The organism is Microbacterium psychrotolerans (assembly GCF_031085295.1).
GTDB classification, from domain to species: Bacteria; Actinomycetota; Actinomycetes; order Actinomycetales; family Microbacteriaceae; genus Microbacterium; species Microbacterium psychrotolerans.
This window is the reverse complement of record NZ_JAVFWO010000006.1, coordinates 43,779-67,732: the sequence shown is the minus strand read 5'-3', so window position 1 is coordinate 67,732 and position 23,954 is coordinate 43,779. Positions and strand designations below refer to the sequence as shown.

The window sequence follows — 23,954 nt, the reverse complement described above, 5'->3', positions numbered from 1 at the left end:
TAGGGTCGGAGCATGGCCAGTCGCGAGGAGATGTCGCTGTCGTTCGGGTCCGCCGCCGGAGCCTACGAGTCGGGGAGGCCCGAGTACCCGCGCGAGGCGGTGGATTGGATGCTGGCGCCCGTGCGCGAGCCCGGCCGGGCACTGCGCGTCGCCGACGTGGGCGCGGGCACCGGCAAGCTGACCCGCACCATCGTGGAGGCCGGCGCCGAGGTCGTCGCGATCGATCCCGACCCCGACATGCTCGCCGCCCTGCGCACGCACGTGCACGGTGTCCCCACCTTCGTGGGCACAGGCGAGCGGATGCCGCTCCCCGACGCGTCCGTCGACGCAGTGCTGCTCGGACAGGCGTGGCACTGGGTCGAGCCCGTCGCCGCCTCGGCGGAGGTCGGGCGCGTGCTGCGCGCCGGCGGCGTCCTCGGGCTCGTCTGGAACATCCGCGACGAGTCCGACCCGTGGGTGGGGCGGCTCACCGCCGCCATGCACGGCAGCCACGCCGAGGAGATGCTCTCGGGCGAAGGCCCGCAGGTCGCCGAGCCCTTCGACGGCCTCGAGGCGAGATCGTGGCACTGGACCCGCTCGCTGACACGAGCGGCGCTGCTCGACATGGTGGCGTCGCGGAGCTACGTCATCACCGCCACCGACGCCGACCGCAGCGCCGTCCTCGCCGCGGTGGGCCGGCTGTTCGACGAGCGCCGCATCACGGACGCCACCGGCGCCGAGGTCGTCGACCTGCCGTACGTCACGCACGCGTACCGCGGCATCCGTTCCTGAGGCATCGCCCGGGCGGGTCGCCCGGCGCTCGAAACAGCCGCGCAGGCTAGGTGCGCACCGCGCCGACGACGTGCCACGGCCCGCTGCGCCCGCGGTACCGCGGTTCGAAGCCGCGTCGCCGCAGCACATCGACCATCGCATCCGGGGGGTGCGCGAAGGCGCGGTAGGGATTCCCCGTGAGCGCGTACACGGCGTTGATCGTGCGAGCCGCCACGCGGGCGAAGAGACCGTGCGTCGGGTGGCTGAACACCACGGCGCGCCTTCCACGTCCGGCGGCGGCGCCGAGCAGCCGCTCGTAGTCCGGGTAGCAGCAGACGACACGATGCAGCACGACGATGTCGGCCGGCTCGACGCCCTCAGGTGCGCCGGCGAGGTCGACCCCCAACGTCCTGGTGACGCGAGCGCGCAACCCCGCCTCGTCGAGGAGCCGCGCAGCTTCGGGCTCGTACGCGGACGAGAGTTCGACGTTGGTGGTGTGCGCCGCGCCCCGCTTGAGCGCCTCGAGCTGGATGTCGCCGATCCCGCCGCCGATCTCGAGCAGCGACGCGCCCTCCAGACCCACCGAGTCCGCGAACTCGAGGATCAGCTGCGCGCTCGGCGTGAGCCCCTCGCGCCGGTACCGCTGCGCGAGCCGCCGCGCGAACCGGGCGTTGAACTCGCGATCGAACCCGTCCGGTGGGTGCGGCGCACAGCACTCGTCCACGGGATCAGTATCGCGGCGCGCCGGTGCTCGGGCAACGGGCCACGAGGCGGTGCACGGCTCCGGATCCGCGAGGGCGCGCTGCGCATCGGCCACTCGCACGGGCGCGCCGCCCGGCGCTACGGTGAGCGGATGCGCACCCTCACCGTCTGCAACTTCGTGACCGTCGACGGCCGCTACGAGGATGACGACCACGACATCGTCTCGTTCTTCGAGCACTGGCATCCGGACTATCACGGTGCCGACTCGTTCGATCACTACACGTCCGAGCTGCTGCGCGACTCCGACACGCTGCTGCTCGCCGGCCGCCGCTCGACCCTCGGCAACCTGGGCTACTGGACCCGTGTGAGGGCGGACCCCGAAGCCACCGACATCCGCCATGAGTTCGCGGAGCTCATCCTCGGCGTGGAGAAGGTCGTCGTCTCCGACACCATCACCGAAGCCGACATCGCGCCGTACGAGAACGTCCGGATCGTGCGCATCGCCGACGCACGAGCCGAGGTCGCCGCTCTCAAGGAGCGCGCCGGACGCGGCATCCTGATCCTTCTCGGCCGCGTGCTGTGGAACGACCTGATGCACGCGGGGCTCGTCGACGAGCTGCACCTCGTGACGTTCCCCCTGATCGCCGGAACCGGCGTGCCGCTGTTCGACTCCCGGCCGCCGGTGGCCTTGAGGCTCCTCGAGACGCGCACGTGGGAGGAGTCGGGCAACGTCCTGATGCGGTGGCGCGTCGACCCGGACTGACCTCCAGCGGCGCGGGGCCCCGGCACGCGTCAACGTAGACTGGATGCCCGTGGCTCTCACCATCGGAATCGTCGGTCTCCCGAACGTCGGCAAGTCGACCCTCTTCAATGCCCTGACCAAGAACCAGGTGCTCGCGGCGAACTACCCGTTCGCGACGATCGAGCCCAACATCGGCGTCGTCAACCTGCCCGACCCGAGGCTCGACACGCTGGCGGAGATCTTCCACTCCGAGCGCATCCTGCCCGCCGCGGTGTCGTTCGTCGACATCGCCGGCATCGTCCGCGGCGCTTCGGAGGGGGAGGGGCTGGGCAACAAGTTCCTCGCGAACATCCGGGAGGCGGACGCGATCGCGCAGGTGGTCCGCGGCTTCGCCGACGACGACGTGGTGCACGTCGAGGGCGCGGTCAACCCGAAGAGCGACATGGAGACCATCAACGCAGAGCTGCAGCTCGCCGACCTCGAGACGCTCGACCGCGCCATCACGCGGTACGAGAAGGAGGTCAAGGGCCGCAAGCTCGACCCTTCGGTGCTCGCCACCGCGATCGAGGCGAAGGACGCCCTCGAGCGCGGCGTGCTGCTGTCGGCATCGGGCATCGACCTCGCGCCGATCAAGGAGCTCGGCCTGTTGACGGCGAAGCCGTTCATCTTCGTCTTCAACGTCGACGAGGCGGTGCTGACGGATGCCGCGCGCAAGGCCGAGCTCGAGGCGCTCGTCGCGCCGGCCCACGCCGTGTTCCTGGACGCGAAGATCGAGTCCGAGCTCATCGACCTCGACCCGGAGGACGCCGCCGAACTGCTCGCCTCGACGGGCCAGGACGAATCCGGCCTCGACCAGCTCGCCCGCATCGGCTTCGACACGCTCGGGCTGCAGACCTACCTCACCGCGGGCCCGAAGGAGGCCCGTGCCTGGACGATCGGCAAGGGCTGGAAGGCCCCGCAGGCCGCCGGCGTGATCCACACCGATTTCGAGAAGGGCTTCATCAAGGCCGAGGTCATCTCGTTCGACGATCTCGTGGCCACGGGATCGGTCGTCGAGGCCCGCGCCAAGGGCAAGGCCCGTCTCGAGGGCAAGGATTACATCATGCAGGACGGCGACGTCGTCGAGTTCCGGTTCAACGTCTGAAGCCCCCACCGCGCCCAGCCGGGCGCGGGCGACTCCCCCACGCGAGAGGACCCAGAAACCTTGGCTGAAACCCAGATCTTCGAGCCCGACGGCCGCGCGATCCCGTACGTCGACGAACGGGCCGACGGCCCGGCTCTCGTGCTCATCCCCGGGCGCGGCCTGAACATCAGCTACCTGGGCCCGCTGACGCACGCCCTGGCGGAGGAGGACTTCCACGTCGTCCGCATCGGCCCCCGTCATCCGCGTGCCGCCGCCGACCAGGCGGTCTCGATGCACGACCTGGCGCAAGACGTGGTCGACGTGATGGAGCACCTGGGGCTGGCGAGCGCGTGGGTCGGCGGTCACGCGTTCGGCGGCTCGGTCGCACGGGCGGTGTCGCTCGATCACCCGGGACGGGTCAACGGCGTGCTGCTGCTCGGTGTCGAGGGGGCGGTGGCGACCGATGAGCTGAGCTCCGACGTGTCGGAGATCCCGGCGCAGGCGCGCGACGCCGAGGTCGAGTCGATGCAGCGGGCGGCGCTGGAGGCGACGCCCGAGCTGGAGTGGTCCTCTCTGGCGCCGGCCGTGCCGGTGCTCGTCGTGCAGGGCACCGAGGACCGGATGACCCCTCCGTCGAACGGCGAAGAGCTGCAGGCGTCCGCGCCTGATCGGGTGAGCGTCGCGCACGTCGAGGGAGCCGGGCACCTGTTCCCGGTGACCCACGTCGGTGCGACCGCGTGGCCGATCGAGGACTACCTCGACTGGGACTGAGCCGATTCGCCGAGCGCTCGCGCGGGCCCGCGTCGCGGCGGCTGCGGTCGTGGCGGCGCGAGCCGCCTCGAGCTATCGGCCCTGACGTTTCTTGAACGGCTTGGGCTGCCCCTTCACCGCGGGAGCGCGGCCCTTGCCCTTCGAGGCCTTGGCCTTGCCGCCGGCGGGCACCTTCGGCTTCGGCGCAGCGGGGGGCGCCTCGGCGATCCGGCGCTTCGCCTCTTCGAGGAGGAGCACTCCCGCCGGGGTCAGCGACCAGGCGGGCTTGCTGCGCGTGATGAGCGGGTGGCCGACCTCCGCCTCGAGCTTGTCGATCGACGAGTACAGCGATGCGAGCGGGATGCCGAGGGCATCGGCGGCACGCGGGAAGTGCAGGTCTTCGGCGACGACCGTGACGAACCGTTCCAGCAGAGTGATGTTCACAGCGAGCCTTCCGTTGCCTGCGCCCTCAGGATACGGGCGTGCCGGCATCCGGACCGCGCCGAGCGGACGTCGGCGTGCTGCCAAAGGTCCGCGTGATCCGGCCAGCAGTGCGCCAGACGGCGCGGATCCGCAGCAGGCCGAGCGCAGGTCGGCGACAATCGAATCCCCCCGCTCGCAGCCCAGCCGGCTCGACCGATGAACGGAGCACCGTGATCACCATCCACCTGCGCTACGAGATCGACCCCGACAAGCTCGAGGAGTTCACGCAGTACGGCCGGGAGTGGATCCGGCTGGTCAACCGGCTCGGCGGCACCCACCACGGTTACTTCATGCCGAGCGAGGGCGACAGCGACGAGGCCTTCGCTTTGTTCACCTTCCCCTCGATGGCGGATTACGAGGCCTATCGCATCGCCTCCCGCAGCGATCCGGAATGCCTGGCGGCCTTCCAGTTCGCTCGCGACACGCAGTGCATCCGCCGCTACGAGCGACGCTTCCAGACCCCGGTCTTCGACTGACCGGCGGACCGCACCCGTCACCCGACGTTCGCGAGCGCCGCGAGACGTGCCCTCCCGGCGGCGATGTTCTGCTTCAGCCGATCTCTGGCGGCGAGGACTGACGGATCACCGGCGAGGTCGGGTGGGATTCGGGCAGGGTTGAGCGTGGTGGCGTTCGACCATTCCCGCAGGTCGGTCTCCCTGGTCATCGCGAGCGACGCATCCCCGCCGATCACCTGCATCGTGGTCCAGTCGGCGGGCGTGTTCGAGTACGGCGACGGCCGGCACACGCGGTTCTTCTCCTCGTCACGGTCGCGCGTGGCCTCGACGTAACCGGTGAGGGCGGCCCCGAAGCACGGGAAACCCACCCGCACCGGCTGCGGGGTGATCGCATGCGGGGTCCAGATCGGCCGGAGGCCGGGGTATTTCAGGCCCTCGGCCGCGCAGTGCACGACGAGCGTATCTGCGGGGACCCGCACGTCGCCGTCGGGGAAGACGAGGCGTCCCGGACCGACGGCGCGCAGGTGACCGCGGCGGAGGACATCCTCGATCGTCCTGACGAGGTCGAGCTCCCACGTCGCGAGGGTGGGGGTCTTGGCCATCGTCGGCGTCACCGTCGGGTCGATCCGCAGCATGATCCCGGCATCCTCCATCCGCAGGAAGACGTCCTCGGCGCTGGCCGCTGCCGCCGCGGCGGCCATCGTATCGGCGGCCATGCCCAGGAAGACCGCGGGGTCGGGCTGCACCACCGCGCGGTTGAGCAGCCACGGATCGCGCGGTCGCACCCAGGTGATCCGGTCCGGTGGGACGCCGTTCTGCAACAGCCACACGCACGTGTCGGTCGCGGTCTTTCCTGCGCCCACGATCACGAAGTGCTCGGGGGCGTGACGGATGCGGACCAGCTCGTTCACGGCGATCACGCGGGCGCCGTCCTCCACGGCGAACGGCGGGGGAGTGAGGGCGGGGATGTCGGGTGACAGGTACGCGGCGTCCACCACCCGCGCCCGGGGTGCGCGGAACCGCCGCCCGCTGAGCAGCGACGCGAACCGGCGGTCGCCCAGGTACTCGGAGCGCGAGTGGAACACGACCTGCCCGGTCGCCGTGAGACGGGTCAGGACGCGCGCGTAGTACTCCGTCACCTCTGCCGCGCGCGCTCGTTCGTGCAGACCGCGCTCGGGGCCGTCGGACTGCACGCGGCCGCCGCCCAGCAGCGTCGACGCGACGCCGTAGAAGGCCGAGGCCTGGTGCAGCCGCACGAACCCGTAGGCGTCGAGCCAGTGGCCGCCCGCGCCGTGACGACGGTCGACGATCGCGACCGAGACGTCGGCGTGGGCGGTGAGGGCGTCGACGAACGCCATCCCCATCGCTCCTGCGCCGACCACCAGGTAGTCGACGTCGACGATCCCCTCCATGCGCTCATCAGAGCAGTGGCGGTGATCCGCGTCAATGGGCTGCCGCGGCGCTACACCGACAGGGTGCCCGTGGGCAAGAGCGACGGCGAAGACGCCGGGCGCATCGACAATGGGCTGGTGAGCGACGACGAGGGTCAGGGGACGGCGGCGCCCTACGCGTCCTCGTCCGTGGAACGTCTTCCGCACCCGGAGCCCCACCGGGCCGTCGTCCTCGTCGTGGGGGTGGTCGCGACGGTCGCCTTCGTCGTGCTGCGCTTCGTCGTCGCGCTCGGTGGGCACGAACCGCTCCCGGCCGACCTGTGGTGGCATGACGTCATGGTCGCGACTCTCCATGAGGTCGGCATCGTCACAGCCTGGGTTCCCGCCGTCGTCGGCGGCACCATCGGGGTGATCGTGATCGGCATCCTGCTCGTGGCGATCTTCGTGTGGCAGCGAAGACGGTGGGATGCCGTGACGCTCGCGAGCGCGATCATCGTCGTCGTGGCGATCGGCGCGCCTATGGCCGCCGTCATCGCACGCGTGCGGCCTCAGGACTCGCTCGCCGAGAGCGTCGCCACGTCGTTCCCCTCCGGTCACACCGCCGTTGCGACGACGATGGCGGTCACGCTCGGGCTGCTGCTGCGGCGCTGGTACGTGTGGCTTCTCGGCGCGTTCTGGGTTCTCTACATGATGTGGAGCCGGACCTATCTTCACGCGCACTGGCTGAGCGACGTGGTCGCGGGAATGCTGGAGGGCGTCGCGGTGGCGACGCTGGTGTGGAGTGCCGTCCAGGCCTACCGGATCCGCCGGGCGACGCCGTCCTCTCGCGCGGTGGCCTGATGCCCGGATCCCGCCCGATTGCAACCCCCTCCGCCGGGGTTCGGCCCCTGGATACGCTTCGGCCATGACCACTGCCAAGAACGCCGCGCGCTCCGCGACGGAATCACCCGTCTTCCGCACGATCGCCCGCATCGGCTACGTCGTGCTCGGCGTGCTGCACATCGTGATCGGCGCCATCGCGATCCCGGTCGCGATGGGCGGCGGGGGCGAGGCGGACCAGGGCGGCGCGATGGAGGCGATCCGGGATTCTCCGGCCGGCGTGGTGCTCCTCTGGGCGATCGTGATCGGACTGGTGGCCCTCGCCGCGTGGCAGATCGCGGAGGCGTTCCTCGCGCGGGACGCCGACACCAAGAAGAAGTGGGGTCATCGGGTGAAGTTCGCCGGCACCGCGGTGGTCTACCTCGCGATCGCCTTCACCGCGCTCGTGTACGCGCTCGGTGGCCAGTCCGACTCCTCGCAGTCGTCGCAGAGCCTCAGCGCGCAGCTGATGGCCACGACCGGCGGCCTGATCCTGCTCGTGCTGATCGGGCTCATCGTGCTCGCCATCGGCATCGCCTTCGTCGTCCGCGGGTTCACCCGCGCTTTCGAGAAGCACCTCGATCTTCCTGCCGGTGCCGTGCGCACGGGCATCGTGACGTTCGGCGTGGTGGGCTACGTCGCGAAGGGCGTGGCGGTCGCGGTCACCGGAGTGCTCTTCGTCGCGGCGGCGCTCACCCACGACCCCGAGAAGGCCGGAGGACTTGACGGCGCCCTGCACGCGCTCGCCGAGCTGCCGTTCGGGCCGGTGATCCTCTGGGTGGTCGCGGCGGGGCTCATCATCTACGGCCTGTTCTGCTTCGCGCGTGCCCGCTATGCCCGGATGTGAGCCGGGCCGCGATGCTCGATCGCGTTCAGCCGCTCTCCGGCCGCCCGTCATCTGACGCCGCAATGCTCCGGCGGCCCCACTGTGCGCCGTCCAGCGCCGTTATCGCGGCGCGACGCCCTTCGGCGATGAGACGGGGCACGTCGGACATCGTCCACTGCGCCATGCCCTCCATCTCGGGCTGGACCAGCACCACCGAGGGGTCCTCGACGAGTTCCGCCGTGCGAGTGACGGTCCGCATCATGCGCACGTTCTCCCACTTCGCGTGCAGGCGCACGACGATGACGCGCGACGCGCCGAGCGCGCGAGCGGCCGCGACGGGCACGTTGTCGATCATCCCGCCGTCGGCGAGCAGCTCGCGGCCTCGCCGCACGGGTGGGAGCAGGCCCGGCACGGCGACCGTCGCCCGGAGCGCGAGGCTCAGCGGGCCACTGTCGAGGATGACGCCGCGCCGGGTGCGCAGGTCGGTGGCGAACGCGGCGAAGTGACGCGGCAGGTCCTCGATGAGCGGGTCCTCGCCGAGCGTGCGCGAGACGGCGTCGACGATGGGGGTCGTGTCGAGCAGGCCCCACCGGGGAGCCAGTGACCAGCGTGCGATCGCGGCCCAGCGGAACCCCCGTGCGGCGCGGTCGATGGCGTCCAGCTCGAGGCCGGCGCCGTAGGCGGCGCCGATGAGCGCGCCCGAGCTCGTTCCCGTGACGATCCCCGGCTCGATGCCTCGCTCGGCGAGGACCTGCAGGACGCCCACGTGCGCGGCGCCGAAAGCGCCGCCGCCGCCGAGCACGAGCCCGAGATCAGGGTCGTCGCCCACGTGGTCCTCCGCTCGTCATGCGCAGCCAAGCTAGCACCGGGCGGATGGGTGCCGACTGTGGATGCACGCGATCGTGCGGTGCCCTTCGATCCGCGATCAGGCGGGACGGATGCCGAGCTCGCGGTCCGGGCCGCGCGGAGGCTCCGTCTGCCAGGGGTCCGCGTCGAGCATCGATCGCGCCAGCAGCGCCGCACCCGCCACCGCGGCCGGCATCGTGGCTACGGCGCCGAGCGGAACCAGGAACGTCAGCTGCGTGGCCACGCCGAAGCCCAGGACGCGACCGCGGTGGCGGCGCATCAGCCGCCGTCGCGCCGGCCGCGCCATGCCCCGCGCCGTGAACGCCCGCGACGTCAGCTCATCGGCCACCAGCCATCCGGTCAGGGTCACGCCGAACACGGCGCTGAGCGCGCCGCCCACCACCGGCACGAGCCCGATGAGCGCGGCGAGCAGGGCGACCCCCACCCCCCGACCGACGAGCGACAGTCCGTCGACGACCGAGCGCCAGAATCCGTAGCGGGCATCGGGAGGCGCGGCTCCGGCATCCGTCTCGACGGCTCTCCAGATGCGCTCGTAGAACGGGTCGCCGACAAGCAGCGTCACGGCGGTGAACGTGACGACCACCAGCACGAGCGCCGCCCCGAGCAGTGCCGTGCCGACGGCGATGCGGAAGACCGTCGCCCACAGGCTGGGCCAGCCGTCGGCGAACGGCGTCATCGCGTCGGTGAGTCCGGGCAGCGAGGCGCTCAGTGCGATGAGTCCCGCGAGGAACAGGATGCCGACGATGGCCGCGGGCAGCAGACCCAGCACCATGAGGCCGGGGCGGCGCCGCCACGTGGCGAAGCCGCGGCCCAGGATGGCCACTCCTCTGACGAACTCGCGCATCGGTCTCAGCCTACGGTCGAGGCTCGGACCCTCGCGCGACGCAGCCTCGGTGCCTTGTGCGGGGTGCGTGGTCGACAGGCATCGGCGCCCGGCGATCAGTGCGAGGGCGCAGTGGCGTGCGTGACGGTGGCGAGCACGTCCTCGAGGAACGTCGCCACGATCCGCGCGTCGCCGGACGTGAGTTTCGCAGCGATGGAGCGCAGTCGCATCGTGAGCGGATCCAGGTGGTCGAGGTCGATGTCGCCGTCGAGCGGACGAACGAGCTTCTTGCGGCGGTCATGAGGGTGGCCGTGCACGACCACGAGACCGCGTGCCACCAGGCGATCGATGAGAGCCGTCCCGGAGGCGGGCGAGAGATGCAGGGCGCGCGCGATCCTGCCGGGTGTGACCTCTTCGGAGTCCTCACGCTCCAGCAGGTACCGCATCGCAGCGCGATCGGTCTCGGTCATACCGCTCTGCTGCTCCCGCTGGCGATTGAGCTTCGCCTCTGCCAGACGGAGATGCTCGAGGATGCCGGCGACATCAGGCCGGCCGGTTTCCGTCGATGCGGATGTCCCCGTGTGATCCACCACGACCTGGCCCCTCTCTGCCCTGTGCGTCACCCTGGCGCAGGGGTCCTATTGGACCATGAAATTCGCGTGAATGAAATACTCGATGGCAAAACTCTCATGACCGAATAGTTCGATGCCGAAGTATCATAGGGGTCTGGCCTTCGGAAGGAACAGCACCATGGCTGAACTGATCTACGGTGCCGAGGGCGATCCGGTCCACATGCCGGAACATCTCCTCGCACACGTCAAACTCGTCGTGGCGACCAAGCTGCGTCGCAACGAGAGCTTCATGCTGACCTGGCGGCACCCCGACGGCAGCGGCCGTTCGTCGGTGTGGCTGGAGCCGTCCATCCCGTTGCGCTTCGTGTTCGAGACGATCGAAGAACCGGCGATCGATCACGCTCTCCTCGCGAGCCTGGCGGCTGCCGCCAGTTCCAATGGCGGACTCGTCCTCGACCTTGCGGACGTCCGTCCGCTCGCGGCGTCGGGCGATGGCCTGCCTCGCCAGGAACCGCAGCGGCCGGAGGTGGCTCAGCCGGCCGCCTGACCGCGTGCCCCGGTCGCGCTGCCCTCGACGGGGCAGGCGGACGGCGCGCGGGTGCGCTGTCAACCCCTTTGCCCTGGAGGCCGTGAAGCCGCATCCTCAGAGCGCAGGAGGTTGACGATGACCGAACCCATCGCCGGCGAGCACGTCGCGCAGAAGCCGACGCCGAACGACGTATCGGCGCCCGAATCGCCGCGCGCACCGGGGGCAGGGGAGCGGTCCGCACGCACCGACGCCGCTGAGCGCCGGCGCCAGCGCTCCTCTCGCGAGCACCCTTGGTGGGGCCCGATGCCGGCGGACCGGCATGAGTGAGAGCGCCGAGTCGAACATGCGCGACGACATCCATCAGCTGGTGCTGACCCCTCTCGCCGATCGTGCGTGGAGGCTGCGCGACCAGGCGATCGGCCGCGGCGGGCCGTCCAGTCTGGTCGCCTACGTGGAGCAGCACGACGACGGCATGTACGAAGCCGTCTGGGTGTCGGTGGGCTGCGGCACGGCGCGGTTCGCGTCGCTGGAGATGCTCTTCCTCGCCGCGGTGCAGATGCTGGAGCAGTGCCGCAGTCTCGGCGCGCTGAAGCCCGACCCGATTCCCCACCGGCCGCCCGCTCACGCGTGACCCCCGCGCGGTGTCGGCGGGCGATGGCAGGATGGGGCCATGCCTGAGTCGCCAGAGGTCGAGGCTCTCGCGCGGTTCCTCGCCGACGAGGCATCGGGCCGTGAGATCCGCGCCGTCGATGTGCTGGAGTTCCGCACCGTCAAGACGAGGAGCGCGCCGCCCGCCGGCATCGCCGGACGCACGATCACCGGCGCAACGCGTCACGGAAAGCATGTCGAACTCCTCCTCGACGAGGGGAGTCTCGTGGTGTCGCTCGGCCGTCACGGGTGGATGCGCTGGCTCACCGACTCCGAGAGCGCCGGATCCGAACACCCGGCCGAGGCGCCGCCGGCCCTCGCCACACTCGAGCTGTCGGGCGACGTCGCTCTGCAGGTCACGGATGCCGGATCCTGGGTGTCGCTCGGCCTCTTCGTGGTCGACAGCGCGGACGAGGTCCCCGCCATCGCGAAGCTCGGCCCCGATCCGGCTGACCCGGCCTTCAGCCGTGCTCAGTTCGACGCCGCGCTGGGAGGGAGACGCAAGCAGGTCAAGGCGATCCTTCAGGAGCAGGAGTCGCTCGCCGGCGTGGGCAACGCCTACTCCGACGAGATCCTCCACCTCGCCCGCCAGTCGCCGGTGACGCACGCAGCGGCCCTCGACCCCGCGGCCACCGATCGCCTGTTCGAGGCGACGGTCACGACCGTCCGAGACGCCATCGCGGCTCGCAGCGGAGTGCCGATCGACCAGCTGAAGGCGCAGAAGGTCGCCGCGATGCGCGTGCACGGGCGCAGCGGTGAAGCCTGCCCGGTGTGCGGCGACACGATCCTCGATCTCACGTTCTCGGGCACGTCCGCGCAGTACTGCCCGACCTGTCAGAACGGCGGAGTGCCGCTCTGACACCGGGGGATGCAAGCACCCCCGTAGCCGACGGACCTGGGTAGCATGGACGTCATGACGACTTCGCAGCAGCCGGCCTCCCTCACGCTCGCGCCCGTGCCCGACGACAAGAACCTCCTCACCGTCGTCGACTCCGCGGGTTCGTGCTGCGGCGGCGGCAGCTGCAGCATCGACTGACCTGACGCACGAACACCGCCACGCGCCGTCGATGACCGACGACCAGCTCCACATCACCCCGCGCGTGGGTCGCATCCTCATGTCGGAGGAGGCGATCTACGGACTCATCCTCGTCTCCGGCATGATCGTGGTCAGCGGCTCCTCGACCGGCACCGCCGTCGACGCCCTGATCACCGTCGGCGTGACGGTGATCGTGTTCTTCGCGGCCCACGTCTTCGCCGGCACGCTCGGTCGCCTCGCGGCCACAGACGGTAAGGCCGGACTGCGCGCGAGCCTCAGCGCCTCCGCCCATCAGTCGGGCGGCATGCTCCTCGCCGCGGTGCCCCCGCTGCTCATCCTGCTTCTCGGAGCGACCCGGGTGATCGACGACAGCCTCGCTCTCTGGGTGGCGCTGATCGTCAACACCGTGCTCCTGGGCGCGCTGGGGTGGATCGCCGTCGCGCGCTGGAGCACGCACTGGCTCCCGCGCATTCTCAGCGCCGTGGTCACCGCCGCGTTCGGCGGGGCGCTCATCCTGCTGAAGGCGATCATCCACCACTGACGCGCGCCGCGTCGCCCGGTGCCCGCAGCGCCGCGATGAGCTCGGGAGTGAGGCCCGGCACGTCGTCGACCGGAACCGCCAGAGCGAGCAGCGCCCGGCTGAAGAAGTTCCGTGCGGCCGCGGCGAGGGTGATGTCGACGATCTCGCGGTCGGTGAACCCCACCTCGCGCAGACGTGCGGAGTCAGCATCCGTCATGGCCGCGGCATCCGTCGACAGCTTCTCGGAGTAGGAGAGCACCGCGCGGTCACGCTCGTCGAGGTCGGCTTCGACACCGTCGCGCGCGAGGCGCGCCAGCTGGTCCTCGTCGAACAGGCCGGCACGCAGGCTCCTGCGGCCGTGCGCAAGGAGGCAGTGCTCCGAGCCGATCGCGCGGGCCGCGCCGAGCGTGGCGAGTTCATACGTGCGCAGGCCGATCGACGGCACGATCGCCCGGATCAGGGTCTCGAAGGCCTGGTGCGCCTCGGGGTTCACCGCCATCGCGCGGGTGTAAGCGAAGACGAAGCCGTCGCCGCTCCGGTCGCTGTCGTACATGTCGGCAGCGTGGCCGGTGACGCCGTCGAGGTCTGGAGTGCTGACGATCATTGTCGCGCCTTCCCGTCGGATTCGGGCGCAACCAGAATGACGGATGCCCCACCCCTTGTCGAGGGGCGGGGCATCCACCTGATACCTTGACCGGCGCGTCCGCGCGATCAGTGCGCGATGGGCGCGCCCATCGGCTGGTCGGCCGGCTTGCGGATGAGGAACGCGCCGACGAGCAGCGGCAGCGACAGGAATGCGGCCGTGAGGAACGCGGCGTGCGTTCCGGCCGCGCCCGCGGCGACCTCGTCGGCACCCGACGACGTCGCAGCGGCGCTCGCTGCGGCCATCACGCCGAACATCAGCGCGATGCCGGCCGCGCCCGCGACCTGCTGCACGGTGCCGACGACCGCCGACCCGTACGAGTAGAACTTCGGCTGCAGTGACGCGAGCGACGCCGTGAACAGCGGCGTGAACGACAGCGCCAGGCCGAGCGACAGCACCGTCTGCGCCACCGCGACCAGCCACACCGGCGTCTCGGAACCGAAGCTCGTGTAGAACCACAGCATCGCGCTCGTGATCACGGCGCCGGGCACCAGCAGCACCGTCGTGCCCCAGCGGTCGTAGATGCGACCGATGAAGGGGCCGGCCAGACCCATCGCGAGCGCTCCCGGCAGCACGACGAGGCCCGTGGTGAGCGGGTCGACCTGCAGCACGTCCTGGACGTAGAGCGGAACCACGGTGATGGCGCCGAAGAACGCCATCGACATGATCGCCATCTGCCCGATGGACAGCGAGAAGTTCGCGCTGCGGAACACGCGCAGATCGAGCAGTGCGTCGTCCTTGCGCTGCAGGACGAGCTGACGCCAGCCGAACAGGCCCAGCGCCACCACTCCCACCGACAGCGATACGACGAGGGTGGTGGTGGAGGCGGCGCTCGCGGCCGCGGCATCCGCTCCGCTGCCGTGACCGCCGGCGCCCAGCTGGCTGAGGCCGAAGACCAGTCCGCCGAAGCCGAGCGCCGAGAGGATCACCGAGAGGACGTCGATGCGAGCGTGCGTCGTCTCGCCGAGGTTGTGGATCCACCGCGCGCCGACGACGAGGGCGACGATCGCGATCGGCAGCACCATTCCGAAGATCCAGCGCCACTCGAAGTTGTTGAGGATGGCGCCCGCAAGGGTCGGGCCGATCGCCGGGGCGAGCGAGATCACGATGCTGACGCGGCCCATCATGCGGCCGCGGATGGCAGCCGGCACGACGGTCATGAGGGTCGTCATGAGCAGCGGCATCATGATGGCGGTGCCGGACGCCTGAACCACGCGCGCGACGAGCAGCATCGGGAAGCCCGGCGACAGGAAGGCGAGGAGCGTTCCGGTCGAGAAGAGCCCCATCGCGGCGACGAACATCGTGCGCGTGGTGAAGCGGCGCAGCAGGAAGCCGGTGATCGGGATGACCACGGCCATTGTCAGCATGAACGCCGTCGTCAGCCACTGCGCCGACAGCGCTGTGATGCCGAGGTCGGTGATGAGGTGCGGGATCGCGACGCCCATCGTGGTCTCGTTGAGGATCGCGACGAACGCGGCGGCCAGCAGCAGCCAGATGACCCGGCTCTCACGGGGACCGAGCTTGGGTGTGGCGCCCGGGGCGGTGGCGCGCGGGACGGCGGCGATGCTGCCTGTTCCGGGGGTCGTATCGATGGCGGCCATAGGTCGTCTCCTCGAGGCTCGGATGGACAGCGAAGTGCCACCCGAGGATGGCAAGCTCTCACCATAACCTCAGGTTCCGACATCCCATTCCCGATTCAGGGAACGTCGGTCGGCCTGCGGATGACCGTTCGGATCAGCTGCCGGAGCGCCGGGGCTCCGTGTCGTCCCACCGCTCCGAGCCGATCGCGTCGGTCGGCTCGGCCTCGGGCTCGCGGTCCTCGAGGTTCTTCGGGAGCGGGTTGACGATCTCCTCGTGCGGGATGGCCTTGAGCGCGTCGATCTCCTCGCGCAGCTCGGCGAGGTCGCTGCCGTCGTGTTCGGGGGCGTCGGGAGTCGAGGTCATGGCTCGAGCCTAGCGTCGGCAGCGCTCATTAGGCTGGCCATGTGAGCATGCGCGGCGGTGGGGGTGGAGGCGGGGGCGGGCACCCCGGCTTCCGGCCGGTCGACACCGACGCGCAGCGGCGGGCGAACGCCGAGGCGCCCGAGATCCCCGATCTGGGCAAGCGGGTCGTCGGGCTCTTCCGACCATACAAGTGGTCGATCGTCATCACCGGCCTCCTGGTCGTCGCCGGGGCGGGCATCGCCGTCATCCCGCCGCTGCTGGTGCAGCGGGTGTTCGACGACGCGCTGTTCCCGCTCGACGGATCGCCGCCCGACCTGGGGCTGCTGTGGAAGCTCGTGGTCGCGATGATCGCGCTCTTCCTGCTCTCGGCGGGGCTCGGGGTGGTCCAGACCTGGCTCACGTCCACCGTCGGCAACCGTGTCACGGGCGATCTGCGCGTGAAGCTGTTCGACCACTTGCAGTCGATGGAGCTCGGCTTCTTCACCCGCACCAAGACCGGGGTGATCCAATCGCGCCTGCAGAACGACGTGGGCGGCGTCTCCGGCGTGCTCACGAACACGGTGACGAGCATCCTCGGCAACACCGTCACGGTCGTCGCCTCACTGGTCGCCATGATCCTCATCGACTGGCGGCTGACCATCATCGCCGTCGTGCTCATGCCGTTCCTGGTGCTCGTGCAGCGCCGTGTCGGCCAGGTGAGGGCGCGCATCGCCGGGGAGACCCAGGAGTCGCTGTCGGAGCTGACGGCGATCACGCAGGAGACGCTGAGCGTCTCGGGCATCCTGCTGTCGAAGTCGTTCAACCGGCAGCGCACCGAGGCGACCCGCTACGCCCACGAGAACCTCAACCAGGTGCGCCTTCAGGTGCGGCGCGCGATGAGCGGCCAGGGCTTCTTCGCAGTCGTGCAGGTCATCATGGCGAGTGTCCCGGCGATCATCTACCTCGTCTCGGGCTATCTGATCGGCGGCGGCAGCGATGCCATCACCGCCGGCACGATCGTGGCGTTCACCACCGTGCAGGCGCGGCTGCTCATGCCGCTCATGGGCCTCATGCGCGTGTCGCTCGACCTGCAGACCTCGTCGGCGCTGTTCGCGCGCATCTTCGAGTACCTCGACCTGGTGCCGGCGATCCGCGACGATCCCGGCGCGATCTCGGTGGCGGACGCGCCGGGCCCGCTCGGCCGCATCGAGTTCCGCGACGTCGTGTTCCGCTATCCGGATGCCGCCGCCGACAGCCGTGCGACGCTGCGCGGCGTGTCGTTCGTCGCGGAGCCGGGCCAGCACGTCGCCTTCGTCGGGCCATCCGGCGCCGGCAAGACGACCGTGCTCTATCTGACGCCGCGTCTGTACGAGGCATCCGGCGGATCCGTGCTGTTCGCCGGGGAGGACGTGCGGCGCCTCCAGCAGGAGTCGATCGTCGACAACGTGGGCATCGTGTCGCAGGAGACGTACCTGTTCCACGCGACCATCCGCGAGAACCTCCGCTACGCCAAGCCGGAGGCGACGGATGCCGAGCTCGAGGCGGCCTGCCGCGCGGCCAACATCCATCACGTCATCGAGCGGTTCGAGAACGGGTACGACACGGTCGTCGGCGAGCGCGGCTACCGACTGTCGGGCGGCGAGAAGCAGCGCATCGCCATCGCGCGCGTGCTGCTGAAGGACCCGCCCGTGCTGCTCCTCGACGAGGCCACGTCGGCGCTCGACACCGTGTCGGAGCGGGTCGTGCAGGAGGCGCTCGACGCCGCGGCCCGGGGCCGCACCACGCTGTCGATAGCTCACCGCCTGTCGACGGTGATCGCCGCCGACGTCATCCACGTGGTCGAGGCGGGGCGCATCGTCGAGTCGGGCACGCATGCCTCGCTGCTCGCCGCCGGCGGGCTCTACACCGAGCTCGCGGCGCAGCAGCTCGCCACGACAAAGATCCTCGAGGCCGAGGACGCCGAGCCGTCGGCCGACCATCCCGACCGCCGGGCCGACGTCGCGCCGGACCTCACCGTGGTCACGCCCGACGAGGTGCTCACTTCCGGCCGAGCCGTCATCCGCGACGCGGACTGGCCGGAGGACTGAGGCCGGGTCAGACCGAGGTCACCACAGCCGTGCTGCGGCGACGGCGGTCGCGGCAGGTTCGGGCAGATCCGCACCGTCCGTGCGCGCCCACAGGCCGCGTGCGAAGGCTCCGAGGTCGCGTCGATAGGCGTCGTCGACGTGGTCGCGCGCCAGGTCGACGAGGGGCGGCAGGTCCATCGTGAGGATGAGCCGCACACGGGATGCCGCCGCCCGCGTCTGCCCGGCGGCATCCAGCACCGCGATCCCGCCCATCAGTGCGTCGAGGTAGTCGCGGAGCACCGGCAGCTCGCCCTTGTGCTGGGTGATCGACGACCCGTCCGCACGCTCGCGCCACTCGACGACGACGTCGGGGATGACGTCGAAGGCGCGCGCACGGGTGTACATCTGCTGCGCGACGATCTGGTCCTCGTAGGCCCTGCCCACGGGGAACCGCAGGCCGGTGCGCTGCCACAGGTCGGTCCGGCTCACCTTCGACCACGCGACGATGTTGCCCGATGCCTCGGGGTGCTGGTCGAGCGTGGTGCCGAGGCGCGCCGGGTCGGTCGCCGCGGCCACCCACGGCTGCACGATCCCGGCGGTGTACCCGCCGGCCGTGTCGGGACGCAGACGCACGTACGCGCCGAGGGCGAAGTCGCTGCCGCTGGCGGTGAGCGTCCCGACGAGCCGCTCGAGGGCGTGCGGCGTGAGGCGGTCGTCGGCGTCGAGGAAGCCGACGAAGGGCGTGCGCACCAGCTCGAGCCCGCTGTTGCGCGCCGCGCCCAGCCCGCTCTGCTGCGGATGGTGGACCACCTGGAACCTGTCGTCCTCGGCGGCGGCGGCGTCGAACAGGGTCCCGGTGCCGTCCGTCGACGCGTCGTCGACGAGGATCGCCGTCCAGTCGGTGCGGGTCTGTGCGCGGAGCGAGTCCAGCGCCTCGGCGGCGTAGGCGGCCACGTCGTAGCCCGGGACGATGACGGTCACGGCGGGGTTCACGTCCCGATCCTACGGGCGCCGCCGAGCACCGGGCTCCGCAGCGGGCACGACAGCCCGTCTCGCCGGCACGTGCTCAGCGACCGGGGGTCGAGACAGCGGCCACGGATGCCTCCACCGCATCGGCGACGGCGTCCAGGGGCGCGGTGAGCCAGCGGGGGAACGTGAACCGCACGGCCGTCTGCGCGAGCTCGGGGGCGATGCCCATCGCAAGGAGCACATGAGACGGCTCGTCGCTGCCCGCGGCGCAGGCCGACCCGCTCGACGAGACGACTCCGCGCCGTTCCAGCTCGAGCAGCACGGCTTCGCCGCTCGTGCCCGCGAAGGTGAAGCTCGCCGTGCCGGCGAGCCGGTTCACGGGGTCGCCCGTGAGTCGTGCCGACGGCACGCGGTCCAGCACCCGCGCGATGAAGCGGTCCCGGATGGCGCCGACGCGGGCCGATGCCTCGACGCGCTCCGCCTCCGCGAGCTCCAGCGCGGTGGCGAATCCGACCGCGCCGGCGACGTCCTCGGTGCCGCTGCGTCGGCCGCGCTCCTGCCCGCCGCCGTGCAGCAGCGGCTCGAGCGGGATCCGGCCGCGGACGCCGAGCACCCCGGTGCCCTTGGGGGCGCCGACCTTGTGCCCGGCGAGGGAGATCGCGTCGTAGCCGAGCTCCGTCGCCGACAGCGTCAGCCAGCCCGCCGCCTGCACGGCGTCCAGGTGCAGCGGCACCCGCCGCTCGCGGAGCGCGGCCGCGAGGGCCGCGGCATCCTGGACCGTCCCGACCTCGTTGTTGGCATACCCGATGCTCACGAGCACGGTGTCGTCGCGCAGACTCTGGGTCACGGCATCCGTCGACACCCGCGCGTGCTGGTCGACCGGCACGGAGGTCACCGCGAAGCCGTGCACCCGCTCGAGGTAGGCGACGGATTCGAGCACCGACTCGTGCTCGATCGGCGTCGTGACGACGTGCGCGGGGCGCAGGGCGCCTACGGCGCCGCCACGGCGCAGTGCTGCCGCGACGGGGATGCCCTTGATGGCGAGGTTGTTGGCCTCGGTGCCGCCGGATGTGAAGACGATGTCGCCGGCGCGGAGTCCGAGCACGCGGGCGACGCGCGCCCGGGCGTCCGCCAGGGCGTCGGCGGCCGCCTCGCCCACGGTGTGGTGGCTCGACGGATTGCCGTACCAGCGGGTGAGGTACGGCATCATCGCCTCGAGCACCTCCGGGCGCACCGGGGTCGTTGCCGCGTTGTCGAGGTAGAGCATGCTCATCGGGTGCCGCTCTCGTGGTTCAGGGGGCGTCGATGCGCACGTCGAGCCCCAGGTCGAGCGCGCGGGCGGAGTGGGTGAGGGCGCCGACCGAGATCACGTCGACGCCGGTCTCGGCGATGGCGCGCACCGTCTCGAGCGACACGCCGCCCGACGCCTCGACCGTCGCGCGCCCCGCGACCTGGGCGACGCCGGCGCGCAGCTCGTCGATCGAGAAGTTGTCCAGCATGATCGTGCCGATGCCGGCAGCGAGCACGGGCTCGATCTGATCGAGCCGGTCGACCTCGACCTCGATGTGCGTGGTGTGGGGGAGGAGGTCCTTCGCGGCCAGCAGCGCCGCCGTGGGCGAGACCCCCTTCTGGGCCAGCACGGCCAGGTGATTGTCCTTCGCCATGACGGCGTCCGACAGCGAGTGACGGTGGTTGCGCCCACCCCCATCGCGGACGGCTTTGCGCTCGAACGCGCGCAGGCCCGGCGTCGTCTTGCGCGTGTCGACGATGCGCGCGCCGGTGTGGGCCACCTCCGCGACGTAGGTGCCTGTGAGCGTCGCGATGCCCGACATGCGCTGGACGAAGTTGAGCCCGATGCGCTCGGCCGTGAGCACTCCGCGGGCGCCGCCGGTGACGACCGCGAGCACCGCGCCGGGCTCGAACCACTCGCCGTCCTCGACGACGAGCTGGACGTCGATGGTGGGATCCGTCAGGCGGAACGCGGCCGCGAACACCTCGCCCCCCGAGAACACACCCCGTTCCCGCGCCACCAGGTCGGCACGGGCGACCGCGTTCTCGGGGATCAGCGCCTCGCTCGTGAGGTCGCCCCACGGCGCGTCCTCCTCGAGCGCGGCTGCGACCGTGCGGTCGATGACAGCCGGGGTCAGCATGCGACCGCCTCCTCGGCGACCGGACGTTCCGAACTCCTCCGAAGCGCAGCGACCGACGCGACGGGAGCGACCGTGGCTGCGGCGGCGCGCGAATCCCGAGGAGTTGCGGTCGCAGGATCGTCGGACCGGAAGTGCGCGCCGACAGACTCCCGGCGAGCGCGGGCCGCGGCGACGACCCGCGCCGCGACGAGAAGGAGGTTCTCGTCCTCGAACTCGTGCTCGGTGAGCGGGGTACGCAGCTGCGCGCGCCAGTGCGAGATGAGGGATGCCGCGTGCGCGAGTCCCTCCTCGTCGCGCACCAGCCCCGCGTCCTCCCACATGAGCTGCTGCAGCGCTCGCCGCGAGAACGGCGCCGCGGGGGCGGGAGTGCGATCCGTAACGCCGGGCGTGTGCGACGCCCGCTCGTCGAGCGCGTCGGGCGGCGTGGGCTCCCCGTCGTCGAGCGAGGAGAGCAGCGACGTGAGGGAACGCTTCGAGCCGGTCCACGCGCCGGATGCCGCGTCGGCGGCGATCACATCGCCGGCACGTGCGCCGAACACGGCGCCCTCGAGCAGCGAGTTCGACGCGAGGCGGTTGGCTCCGTGCACGCCGGTGCGGGCTACCTCGCCCACGGCGTAGAGGCCGGGGAGGGACGTACGGCCGAACAGGTCGGTGGCCACGCCTCCCATGAGGTAGTGGGCGGCCGGCGTCACCGGGATCGGCTCGCGCGCCCAGTCGAGACCCCGCTCGCGGACGGCCCGGTCGATGGTCGGGAAGCGCCGTGCGAGGAACGCTGCGCGCTCGTCTGTGTCGGCGGAGTGGATGTGCGTCGCGTCGAGGAGCACCGGGCGTCCGCCCTGTGCGTCCATCTGCCGGGCGATCGCCCGCGCGACGACGTCGCGGGGCGCCAGCTCGCCGTCGGGGTGGGCGTCGAACACGAACCGGCGTCCGTTCTCGTCGACGAGCGTCGCGCCCTCGCCGCGCACGGCCTCCGACACCAGGAAGGAGTCGCCCACGGCGGGCCCGGCGGCGTCAGCCTTGCCTTCGAGTACCGTCGGGTGGAACTGGAAGAACTCGAGGTCGGCGACCTCCGCTCCGGCGCGGATCGCCGCGGCGATGCCGTCGCCCGTCGCCACCTCGGGGTTGGTCGAGTGCGCGTACAGCTCGCCCGCGCCGCCCGTTGCCAGCACCACAGCATCCGCGTGGAGCGTCTCGCGACGGCCGGGGGCGGCATCCGTCTCGCCGACCAGAAGCTCCACCCCGGTGACCCGTCGTGGGCCCGTGGCGGGCGCGGATGCGTCGAGCACGAGGCCGACCAGGAAGGCGTGCTCGATCACGGTGACGTCGCTCGCGCGCAGCCCGGCGACCAGCGCCTTCTCGATCGCGGTGCCGGTGGCGTCGCCGCCCGCGTGCAGGATCCGCGGATACGAGTGCGCCGCCTCGAGGCCCTTCACGAACCCGCCGGCGGCGTCGCGGTCGAATGCGACGCCGAGCGCGATGAGCTCGCGGATGCGCGCGGGGCCCTCGTCGACGAGCACTCGCACGGCGTCGGAATCGCTGAGCCCGGCACCCGCCACGAGCGTGTCGCGCACGTGATCCTCGACCCGGTCGTCGTCGAACATGACGCCGGCGATCCCGCCCTGCGCGTAGCGCGTGTTGGCGTGCTCGAGCACGTCCTTGGTGACGAGAGTCACGCGGCAGCCGTGCTCGACGGCGTGCAGTGCGGTCAGCAGTCCGGCGATCCCCGAACCGACGACGATCGCGCGGGGCCCTTCCGCCGGCGGGGTCATGACGCGTTCTCCCAGGCGGCCGCCGGAGCTGCCGGGGGCTTTGCCGCCAGCATCCGCTCCAGTGCCAGGCGTGCCGGGTCGGCGACGTCCTGCGGCACCGTGATGCGGTTGCGCACCTCGCCGTCGACGAGCCCCTCGAGCACCCACGCGAGGTATCCCGGGTGGATGCGGTACATCGTCGAGCACGGGCACACCACCGGGTCGAGGCAGAAGATCTCGTGCTGCGGGTGCTCAGCCGCGAGGCGCTGCACGAGGTTGACCTCGGTGCCGATCGCGAACACGGTGGGCTCGCTGGCCGCCTCGATCGCCTTGCGGATGTAGTCGGTCGAACCGGCCTCGTCGGCCGCGTCCACGACGTCCATGGGGCACTCGGGGTGCACGATGACGCGTACGCCGGGGTGCTCGGCGCGGGCCTTCTCGATCTGCTCGACCGAGAAGCGGCGGTGTACCGAGCAGAAGCCGTGCCAAAGGATGACGCGCGCGTCCTCGATGGCGTCGACGGATGCTCCGCCCAGCGGCTTGCGCGGGTTCCACATCGGCATCTGCTCCAGGGGCACGCCCATCGCCTTCGCGGTGTTGCGGCCGAGGTGCTGGTCGGGGAAGAAGAGCACCCGGCGGCCGCGCTGGAACGCCCATTCGAGCACCGTCCGTGCGTTCGACGACGTGCACACGATGCCGCCGTGGCGACCGACGAAGCCCTTGATCGCCGCAGACGAGTTCATGTACGTGACCGGGATGACGGGCACGAGACCGTTCGCATCGACGGCGTCCATGTCGCCGTACACCTCGGCGAGCTGCTCCCAGCAGTCCTCGACCTGGTCGATGTCGGCCATGTCGGCCATCGAGCAGCCCGCGGCGAGGTTCGGCAGGATCACGGCCTGCTCGGGACGCGACAGCAGATCGGCGGTCTCGGCCATGAAGTGGACGCCGCAGAACACGATGGCCTCCGCATCCGGGTGCTCCAGCGCCGCGTTCGCGAGCTGGAACGAGTCGCCCACGTAGTCGGCGTGCACCACGACCTCTTCGCGCTGGTAGAAGTGGCCGAGCACCACGACGCGGTCGCCCAAGGTCGCCTTGGCGATGCGGACGCGTTCGGCGAGCTCCGCCTCGGAAGCCTCGCGGTACTCGCGGGGCAGCTCGCCCTGGCGCGGGGACCCGGTCGGGATGACGTCGCCCATCGACGAGCCGGGGCCGTAACCGGGGCGCGTGTCGAAGTCCCACGGTCCGGCGGCGAGATCGGTGTTGCAGGTCTCGCCGGTCGACGCGCCCGCGATGATCGCCTGGATCGCGTGATCCACGGAGGCATCGAGCTCGGGTCGAGGCGTGAGGGTGATGTTGACGGCAGGCATATCGGGCGCT

The 23,954-nt window shown here is 71.2% G+C and carries 28 protein-coding genes; 14 read left to right on the top strand and 14 right to left on the bottom strand.

Annotated elements, in window-relative coordinates; translation table 11 throughout:
* The first annotated feature begins 12 nt into the window (after positions 1-12).
* Positions 13-771 carry a class I SAM-dependent methyltransferase gene (locus tag Q9R08_RS17940; RefSeq protein ID WP_308869538.1) on the top strand — a complete coding sequence of 253 codons (759 nt, stop codon included), beginning with the start codon at positions 13-15 and terminating at the stop codon, positions 769-771.
* Between the two features lie 46 nt (positions 772-817).
* On the opposite strand, the gene Q9R08_RS17935 is transcribed toward Q9R08_RS17940, so the two are convergent.
* Positions 818-1,474 (bottom strand): class I SAM-dependent methyltransferase, encoded by a 657-nt coding sequence (locus Q9R08_RS17935; RefSeq protein WP_308869537.1) that lies wholly within the window; start codon positions 1,472-1,474, stop codon positions 818-820.
* Positions 1,475-1,603: 129 nt separating this feature from the next.
* Between Q9R08_RS17935 and Q9R08_RS17930 the strand changes: the two genes are divergently transcribed.
* From Q9R08_RS17930 to Q9R08_RS17920, 3 genes are read left to right on the top strand one after another with little or no spacing between them, the layout of a single operon-like run.
* Complete coding sequence (locus Q9R08_RS17930; protein ID WP_308869536.1) at positions 1,604-2,215, top strand: dihydrofolate reductase family protein; 612 nt, start codon at positions 1,604-1,606, stop codon at positions 2,213-2,215.
* A gap of 49 nt (positions 2,216-2,264) precedes the next feature.
* The gene (ychF, locus tag Q9R08_RS17925) at positions 2,265-3,338 is read left to right on the top strand and encodes a redox-regulated ATPase YchF (protein ID WP_308869535.1); all 1,074 of its coding nucleotides are present in this window, start codon (positions 2,265-2,267) and stop codon (positions 3,336-3,338) included.
* Between the two features lie 60 nt (positions 3,339-3,398).
* Positions 3,399-4,088: an alpha/beta fold hydrolase gene (locus tag Q9R08_RS17920; RefSeq protein ID WP_308869534.1), complete on the top strand. Its 690-nt coding sequence runs from the start codon at positions 3,399-3,401 to the stop codon at positions 4,086-4,088.
* A gap of 72 nt (positions 4,089-4,160) precedes the next feature.
* Here Q9R08_RS17920 and Q9R08_RS17915 read toward each other — a convergent pair whose 3' ends face one another.
* Positions 4,161-4,511: a LysR family transcriptional regulator gene (locus Q9R08_RS17915; RefSeq protein ID WP_308869533.1), complete on the bottom strand. Its 351-nt coding sequence runs from the start codon at positions 4,509-4,511 to the stop codon at positions 4,161-4,163.
* A 209-nt stretch (positions 4,512-4,720) separates the two neighbouring features.
* Here Q9R08_RS17915 and Q9R08_RS17910 point away from each other — a divergent pair, with 209 nt between their 5' ends.
* A complete protein-coding gene (locus Q9R08_RS17910) occupies positions 4,721-5,026 on the top strand; it encodes an NIPSNAP family protein (protein WP_308869531.1) in 306 nt (101 codons plus the stop codon).
* A gap of 17 nt (positions 5,027-5,043) precedes the next feature.
* Here the strand turns inward: Q9R08_RS17910 and Q9R08_RS17905 are convergent, their stop codons facing one another.
* Positions 5,044-6,417 (bottom strand): NAD(P)-binding protein, encoded by a 1,374-nt coding sequence (locus Q9R08_RS17905; RefSeq protein WP_308869530.1) that lies wholly within the window; start codon positions 6,415-6,417, stop codon positions 5,044-5,046.
* A gap of 21 nt (positions 6,418-6,438) precedes the next feature.
* Here Q9R08_RS17905 and Q9R08_RS17900 point away from each other — a divergent pair, with 21 nt between their 5' ends.
* Both Q9R08_RS17900 and Q9R08_RS17895 read left to right on the top strand, forming a co-directional pair.
* Positions 6,439-7,236, top strand: coding sequence for a phosphatase PAP2 family protein (locus Q9R08_RS17900; RefSeq protein ID WP_308869529.1), 798 nt, complete (start codon positions 6,439-6,441; stop codon positions 7,234-7,236).
* A 64-nt stretch (positions 7,237-7,300) separates the two neighbouring features.
* The gene (locus Q9R08_RS17895) at positions 7,301-8,101 is read left to right on the top strand and encodes a DUF1206 domain-containing protein (RefSeq protein WP_308869527.1); all 801 of its coding nucleotides are present in this window, start codon (positions 7,301-7,303) and stop codon (positions 8,099-8,101) included.
* A gap of 25 nt (positions 8,102-8,126) precedes the next feature.
* Here the strand turns inward: Q9R08_RS17895 and Q9R08_RS17890 are convergent, their stop codons facing one another.
* From Q9R08_RS17890 to Q9R08_RS17880, 3 genes are all read right to left on the bottom strand, one after another.
* The gene (locus tag Q9R08_RS17890) at positions 8,127-8,909 is read right to left on the bottom strand and encodes a patatin-like phospholipase family protein (protein ID WP_308869526.1); all 783 of its coding nucleotides are present in this window, start codon (positions 8,907-8,909) and stop codon (positions 8,127-8,129) included.
* A gap of 96 nt (positions 8,910-9,005) precedes the next feature.
* Positions 9,006-9,791, bottom strand: coding sequence for an EI24 domain-containing protein (locus Q9R08_RS17885; protein ID WP_308869524.1), 786 nt, complete (start codon positions 9,789-9,791; stop codon positions 9,006-9,008).
* A gap of 95 nt (positions 9,792-9,886) precedes the next feature.
* The gene (locus Q9R08_RS17880) at positions 9,887-10,240 is read right to left on the bottom strand and encodes a MarR family winged helix-turn-helix transcriptional regulator (RefSeq protein ID WP_308869523.1); all 354 of its coding nucleotides are present in this window, start codon (positions 10,238-10,240) and stop codon (positions 9,887-9,889) included.
* A 280-nt stretch (positions 10,241-10,520) separates the two neighbouring features.
* Between Q9R08_RS17880 and Q9R08_RS17875 the strand changes: the two genes are divergently transcribed.
* The 6 genes from Q9R08_RS17875 to Q9R08_RS17850 all read left to right on the top strand — a co-directional run bounded on the left by Q9R08_RS17875 (position 10,521) and on the right by Q9R08_RS17850 (position 13,096).
* Positions 10,521-10,889 carry a DUF7882 family protein gene (locus tag Q9R08_RS17875; RefSeq protein WP_308869522.1) on the top strand — a complete coding sequence of 123 codons (369 nt, stop codon included), beginning with the start codon at positions 10,521-10,523 and terminating at the stop codon, positions 10,887-10,889.
* Between the two features lie 117 nt (positions 10,890-11,006).
* Positions 11,007-11,198, top strand: a complete 192-nt coding sequence (locus Q9R08_RS17870) for a hypothetical protein (RefSeq protein ID WP_308869521.1) — start codon at positions 11,007-11,009, stop codon at positions 11,196-11,198.
* Positions 11,191-11,502 carry a hypothetical protein gene (locus Q9R08_RS17865; RefSeq protein WP_308869520.1) on the top strand — a complete coding sequence of 104 codons (312 nt, stop codon included), beginning with the start codon at positions 11,191-11,193 and terminating at the stop codon, positions 11,500-11,502. The genes Q9R08_RS17870 and Q9R08_RS17865 overlap by 8 nt, the downstream gene beginning before the upstream one ends.
* Positions 11,503-11,541: 39 nt before the next feature.
* On the top strand, positions 11,542-12,378 hold the full coding sequence (locus Q9R08_RS17860; protein WP_308869518.1) for a DNA-formamidopyrimidine glycosylase family protein: 837 nt from the start codon (positions 11,542-11,544) through the stop codon (positions 12,376-12,378).
* Between the two features lie 54 nt (positions 12,379-12,432).
* On the top strand, positions 12,433-12,555 hold the full coding sequence (locus Q9R08_RS17855; protein WP_308869517.1) for a hypothetical protein: 123 nt from the start codon (positions 12,433-12,435) through the stop codon (positions 12,553-12,555).
* A 31-nt stretch (positions 12,556-12,586) separates the two neighbouring features.
* The gene (locus Q9R08_RS17850) at positions 12,587-13,096 is read left to right on the top strand and encodes a hypothetical protein (protein ID WP_308869516.1); all 510 of its coding nucleotides are present in this window, start codon (positions 12,587-12,589) and stop codon (positions 13,094-13,096) included.
* Here the strand turns inward: Q9R08_RS17850 and Q9R08_RS17845 are convergent.
* From Q9R08_RS17845 to Q9R08_RS17835, 3 genes are all read right to left on the bottom strand, one after another.
* Entirely contained in the window at positions 13,083-13,679 is a 597-nt protein-coding gene (locus Q9R08_RS17845) for a carboxymuconolactone decarboxylase family protein (RefSeq protein WP_308869515.1), read from the bottom strand. The two genes, Q9R08_RS17850 and Q9R08_RS17845, sit on opposite strands and share 14 nt — an antisense overlap.
* Positions 13,680-13,786: 107 nt before the next feature.
* A complete protein-coding gene (locus Q9R08_RS17840; protein ID WP_308869514.1) occupies positions 13,787-15,319 on the bottom strand; it encodes a DHA2 family efflux MFS transporter permease subunit in 1,533 nt (510 codons plus the stop codon).
* A gap of 133 nt (positions 15,320-15,452) precedes the next feature.
* Positions 15,453-15,662, bottom strand: coding sequence for a hypothetical protein (locus Q9R08_RS17835; protein ID WP_308869513.1), 210 nt, complete (start codon positions 15,660-15,662; stop codon positions 15,453-15,455).
* Positions 15,663-15,709: 47 nt separating this feature from the next.
* Between Q9R08_RS17835 and Q9R08_RS17830 the strand changes: the two genes are divergently transcribed.
* Positions 15,710-17,728 (top strand): ABC transporter ATP-binding protein, encoded by a 2,019-nt coding sequence (locus tag Q9R08_RS17830; protein ID WP_308869709.1) that lies wholly within the window; start codon positions 15,710-15,712, stop codon positions 17,726-17,728.
* Positions 17,729-17,746: 18 nt separating this feature from the next.
* Here the strand turns inward: Q9R08_RS17830 and Q9R08_RS17825 are convergent, their stop codons facing one another.
* From Q9R08_RS17825 to nadA, 5 genes are all read right to left on the bottom strand, one after another.
* Complete coding sequence (locus Q9R08_RS17825; RefSeq protein ID WP_308869511.1) at positions 17,747-18,700, bottom strand: glycosyltransferase family 2 protein; 954 nt, start codon at positions 18,698-18,700, stop codon at positions 17,747-17,749.
* A gap of 73 nt (positions 18,701-18,773) precedes the next feature.
* On the bottom strand, positions 18,774-19,943 hold the full coding sequence (locus Q9R08_RS17820) for a cysteine desulfurase family protein (RefSeq protein WP_308869708.1): 1,170 nt from the start codon (positions 19,941-19,943) through the stop codon (positions 18,774-18,776).
* Between the two features lie 25 nt (positions 19,944-19,968).
* Positions 19,969-20,826 (bottom strand): carboxylating nicotinate-nucleotide diphosphorylase, encoded by an 858-nt coding sequence (gene nadC / locus Q9R08_RS17815; RefSeq protein WP_308869510.1) that lies wholly within the window; start codon positions 20,824-20,826, stop codon positions 19,969-19,971.
* A complete protein-coding gene (gene nadB, locus Q9R08_RS17810; protein ID WP_308869509.1) occupies positions 20,820-22,595 on the bottom strand; it encodes an L-aspartate oxidase in 1,776 nt (591 codons plus the stop codon). Before nadB ends, nadC begins: the two co-directional genes overlap by 7 nt.
* Positions 22,592-23,944, bottom strand: a complete 1,353-nt coding sequence (gene nadA / locus Q9R08_RS17805; protein ID WP_308869508.1) for a quinolinate synthase NadA — start codon at positions 23,942-23,944, stop codon at positions 22,592-22,594. Before nadA ends, nadB begins: the two co-directional genes overlap by 4 nt.
* Between the last annotated feature and the right edge of the window lie 10 nt (positions 23,945-23,954).

Bases quoted from the DNA above. Each gene is read 5' to 3' on its own strand.
- Q9R08_RS17940 (WP_308869538.1), top strand. From the start codon at position 13: ATGGCCAGTCGCGAGGAGATGTCGCTGTCGTTCGGGTCCGCCGCCGGA.
- Q9R08_RS17930 (WP_308869536.1), top strand. From the start codon at position 1,604: ATGCGCACCCTCACCGTCTGCAACTTCGTGACCGTCGACGGCCGCTAC.
- Q9R08_RS17905 (WP_308869530.1), bottom strand. From the start codon at position 6,417: ATGGAGGGGATCGTCGACGTCGACTACCTGGTGGTCGGCGCAGGAGCG.
- Q9R08_RS17895 (WP_308869527.1), top strand. From the start codon at position 7,301: ATGACCACTGCCAAGAACGCCGCGCGCTCCGCGACGGAATCACCCGTC.
- Q9R08_RS17885 (WP_308869524.1), bottom strand. From the start codon at position 9,791: ATGCGCGAGTTCGTCAGAGGAGTGGCCATCCTGGGCCGCGGCTTCGCC.
- Q9R08_RS17880 (WP_308869523.1), bottom strand. From the start codon at position 10,240: ATGACCGAGACCGATCGCGCTGCGATGCGGTACCTGCTGGAGCGTGAG.
- Q9R08_RS17875 (WP_308869522.1), top strand. From the start codon at position 10,521: ATGGCTGAACTGATCTACGGTGCCGAGGGCGATCCGGTCCACATGCCG.
- Q9R08_RS17870 (WP_308869521.1), top strand. From the start codon at position 11,007: ATGACCGAACCCATCGCCGGCGAGCACGTCGCGCAGAAGCCGACGCCG.
- Q9R08_RS17865 (WP_308869520.1), top strand. From the start codon at position 11,191: ATGAGTGAGAGCGCCGAGTCGAACATGCGCGACGACATCCATCAGCTG.
- Q9R08_RS17860 (WP_308869518.1), top strand. From the start codon at position 11,542: ATGCCTGAGTCGCCAGAGGTCGAGGCTCTCGCGCGGTTCCTCGCCGAC.
- Q9R08_RS17855 (WP_308869517.1), top strand. From the start codon at position 12,433: ATGACGACTTCGCAGCAGCCGGCCTCCCTCACGCTCGCGCCCGTGCCC.
- Q9R08_RS17850 (WP_308869516.1), top strand. From the start codon at position 12,587: ATGACCGACGACCAGCTCCACATCACCCCGCGCGTGGGTCGCATCCTC.
- Q9R08_RS17845 (WP_308869515.1), bottom strand. From the start codon at position 13,679: ATGATCGTCAGCACTCCAGACCTCGACGGCGTCACCGGCCACGCTGCC.
- Q9R08_RS17840 (WP_308869514.1), bottom strand. From the start codon at position 15,319: ATGGCCGCCATCGATACGACCCCCGGAACAGGCAGCATCGCCGCCGTC.
- Q9R08_RS17835 (WP_308869513.1), bottom strand. From the start codon at position 15,662: ATGACCTCGACTCCCGACGCCCCCGAACACGACGGCAGCGACCTCGCC.
- Q9R08_RS17830 (WP_308869709.1), top strand. From the start codon at position 15,710: ATGCGCGGCGGTGGGGGTGGAGGCGGGGGCGGGCACCCCGGCTTCCGG.
- Q9R08_RS17820 (WP_308869708.1), bottom strand. From the start codon at position 19,943: ATGCTCTACCTCGACAACGCGGCAACGACCCCGGTGCGCCCGGAGGTG.
- nadC (WP_308869510.1), bottom strand. From the start codon at position 20,826: ATGCTGACCCCGGCTGTCATCGACCGCACGGTCGCAGCCGCGCTCGAG.
- nadB (WP_308869509.1), bottom strand. From the start codon at position 22,595: ATGACCCCGCCGGCGGAAGGGCCCCGCGCGATCGTCGTCGGTTCGGGG.
- nadA (WP_308869508.1), bottom strand. From the start codon at position 23,944: ATGCCTGCCGTCAACATCACCCTCACGCCTCGACCCGAGCTCGATGCC.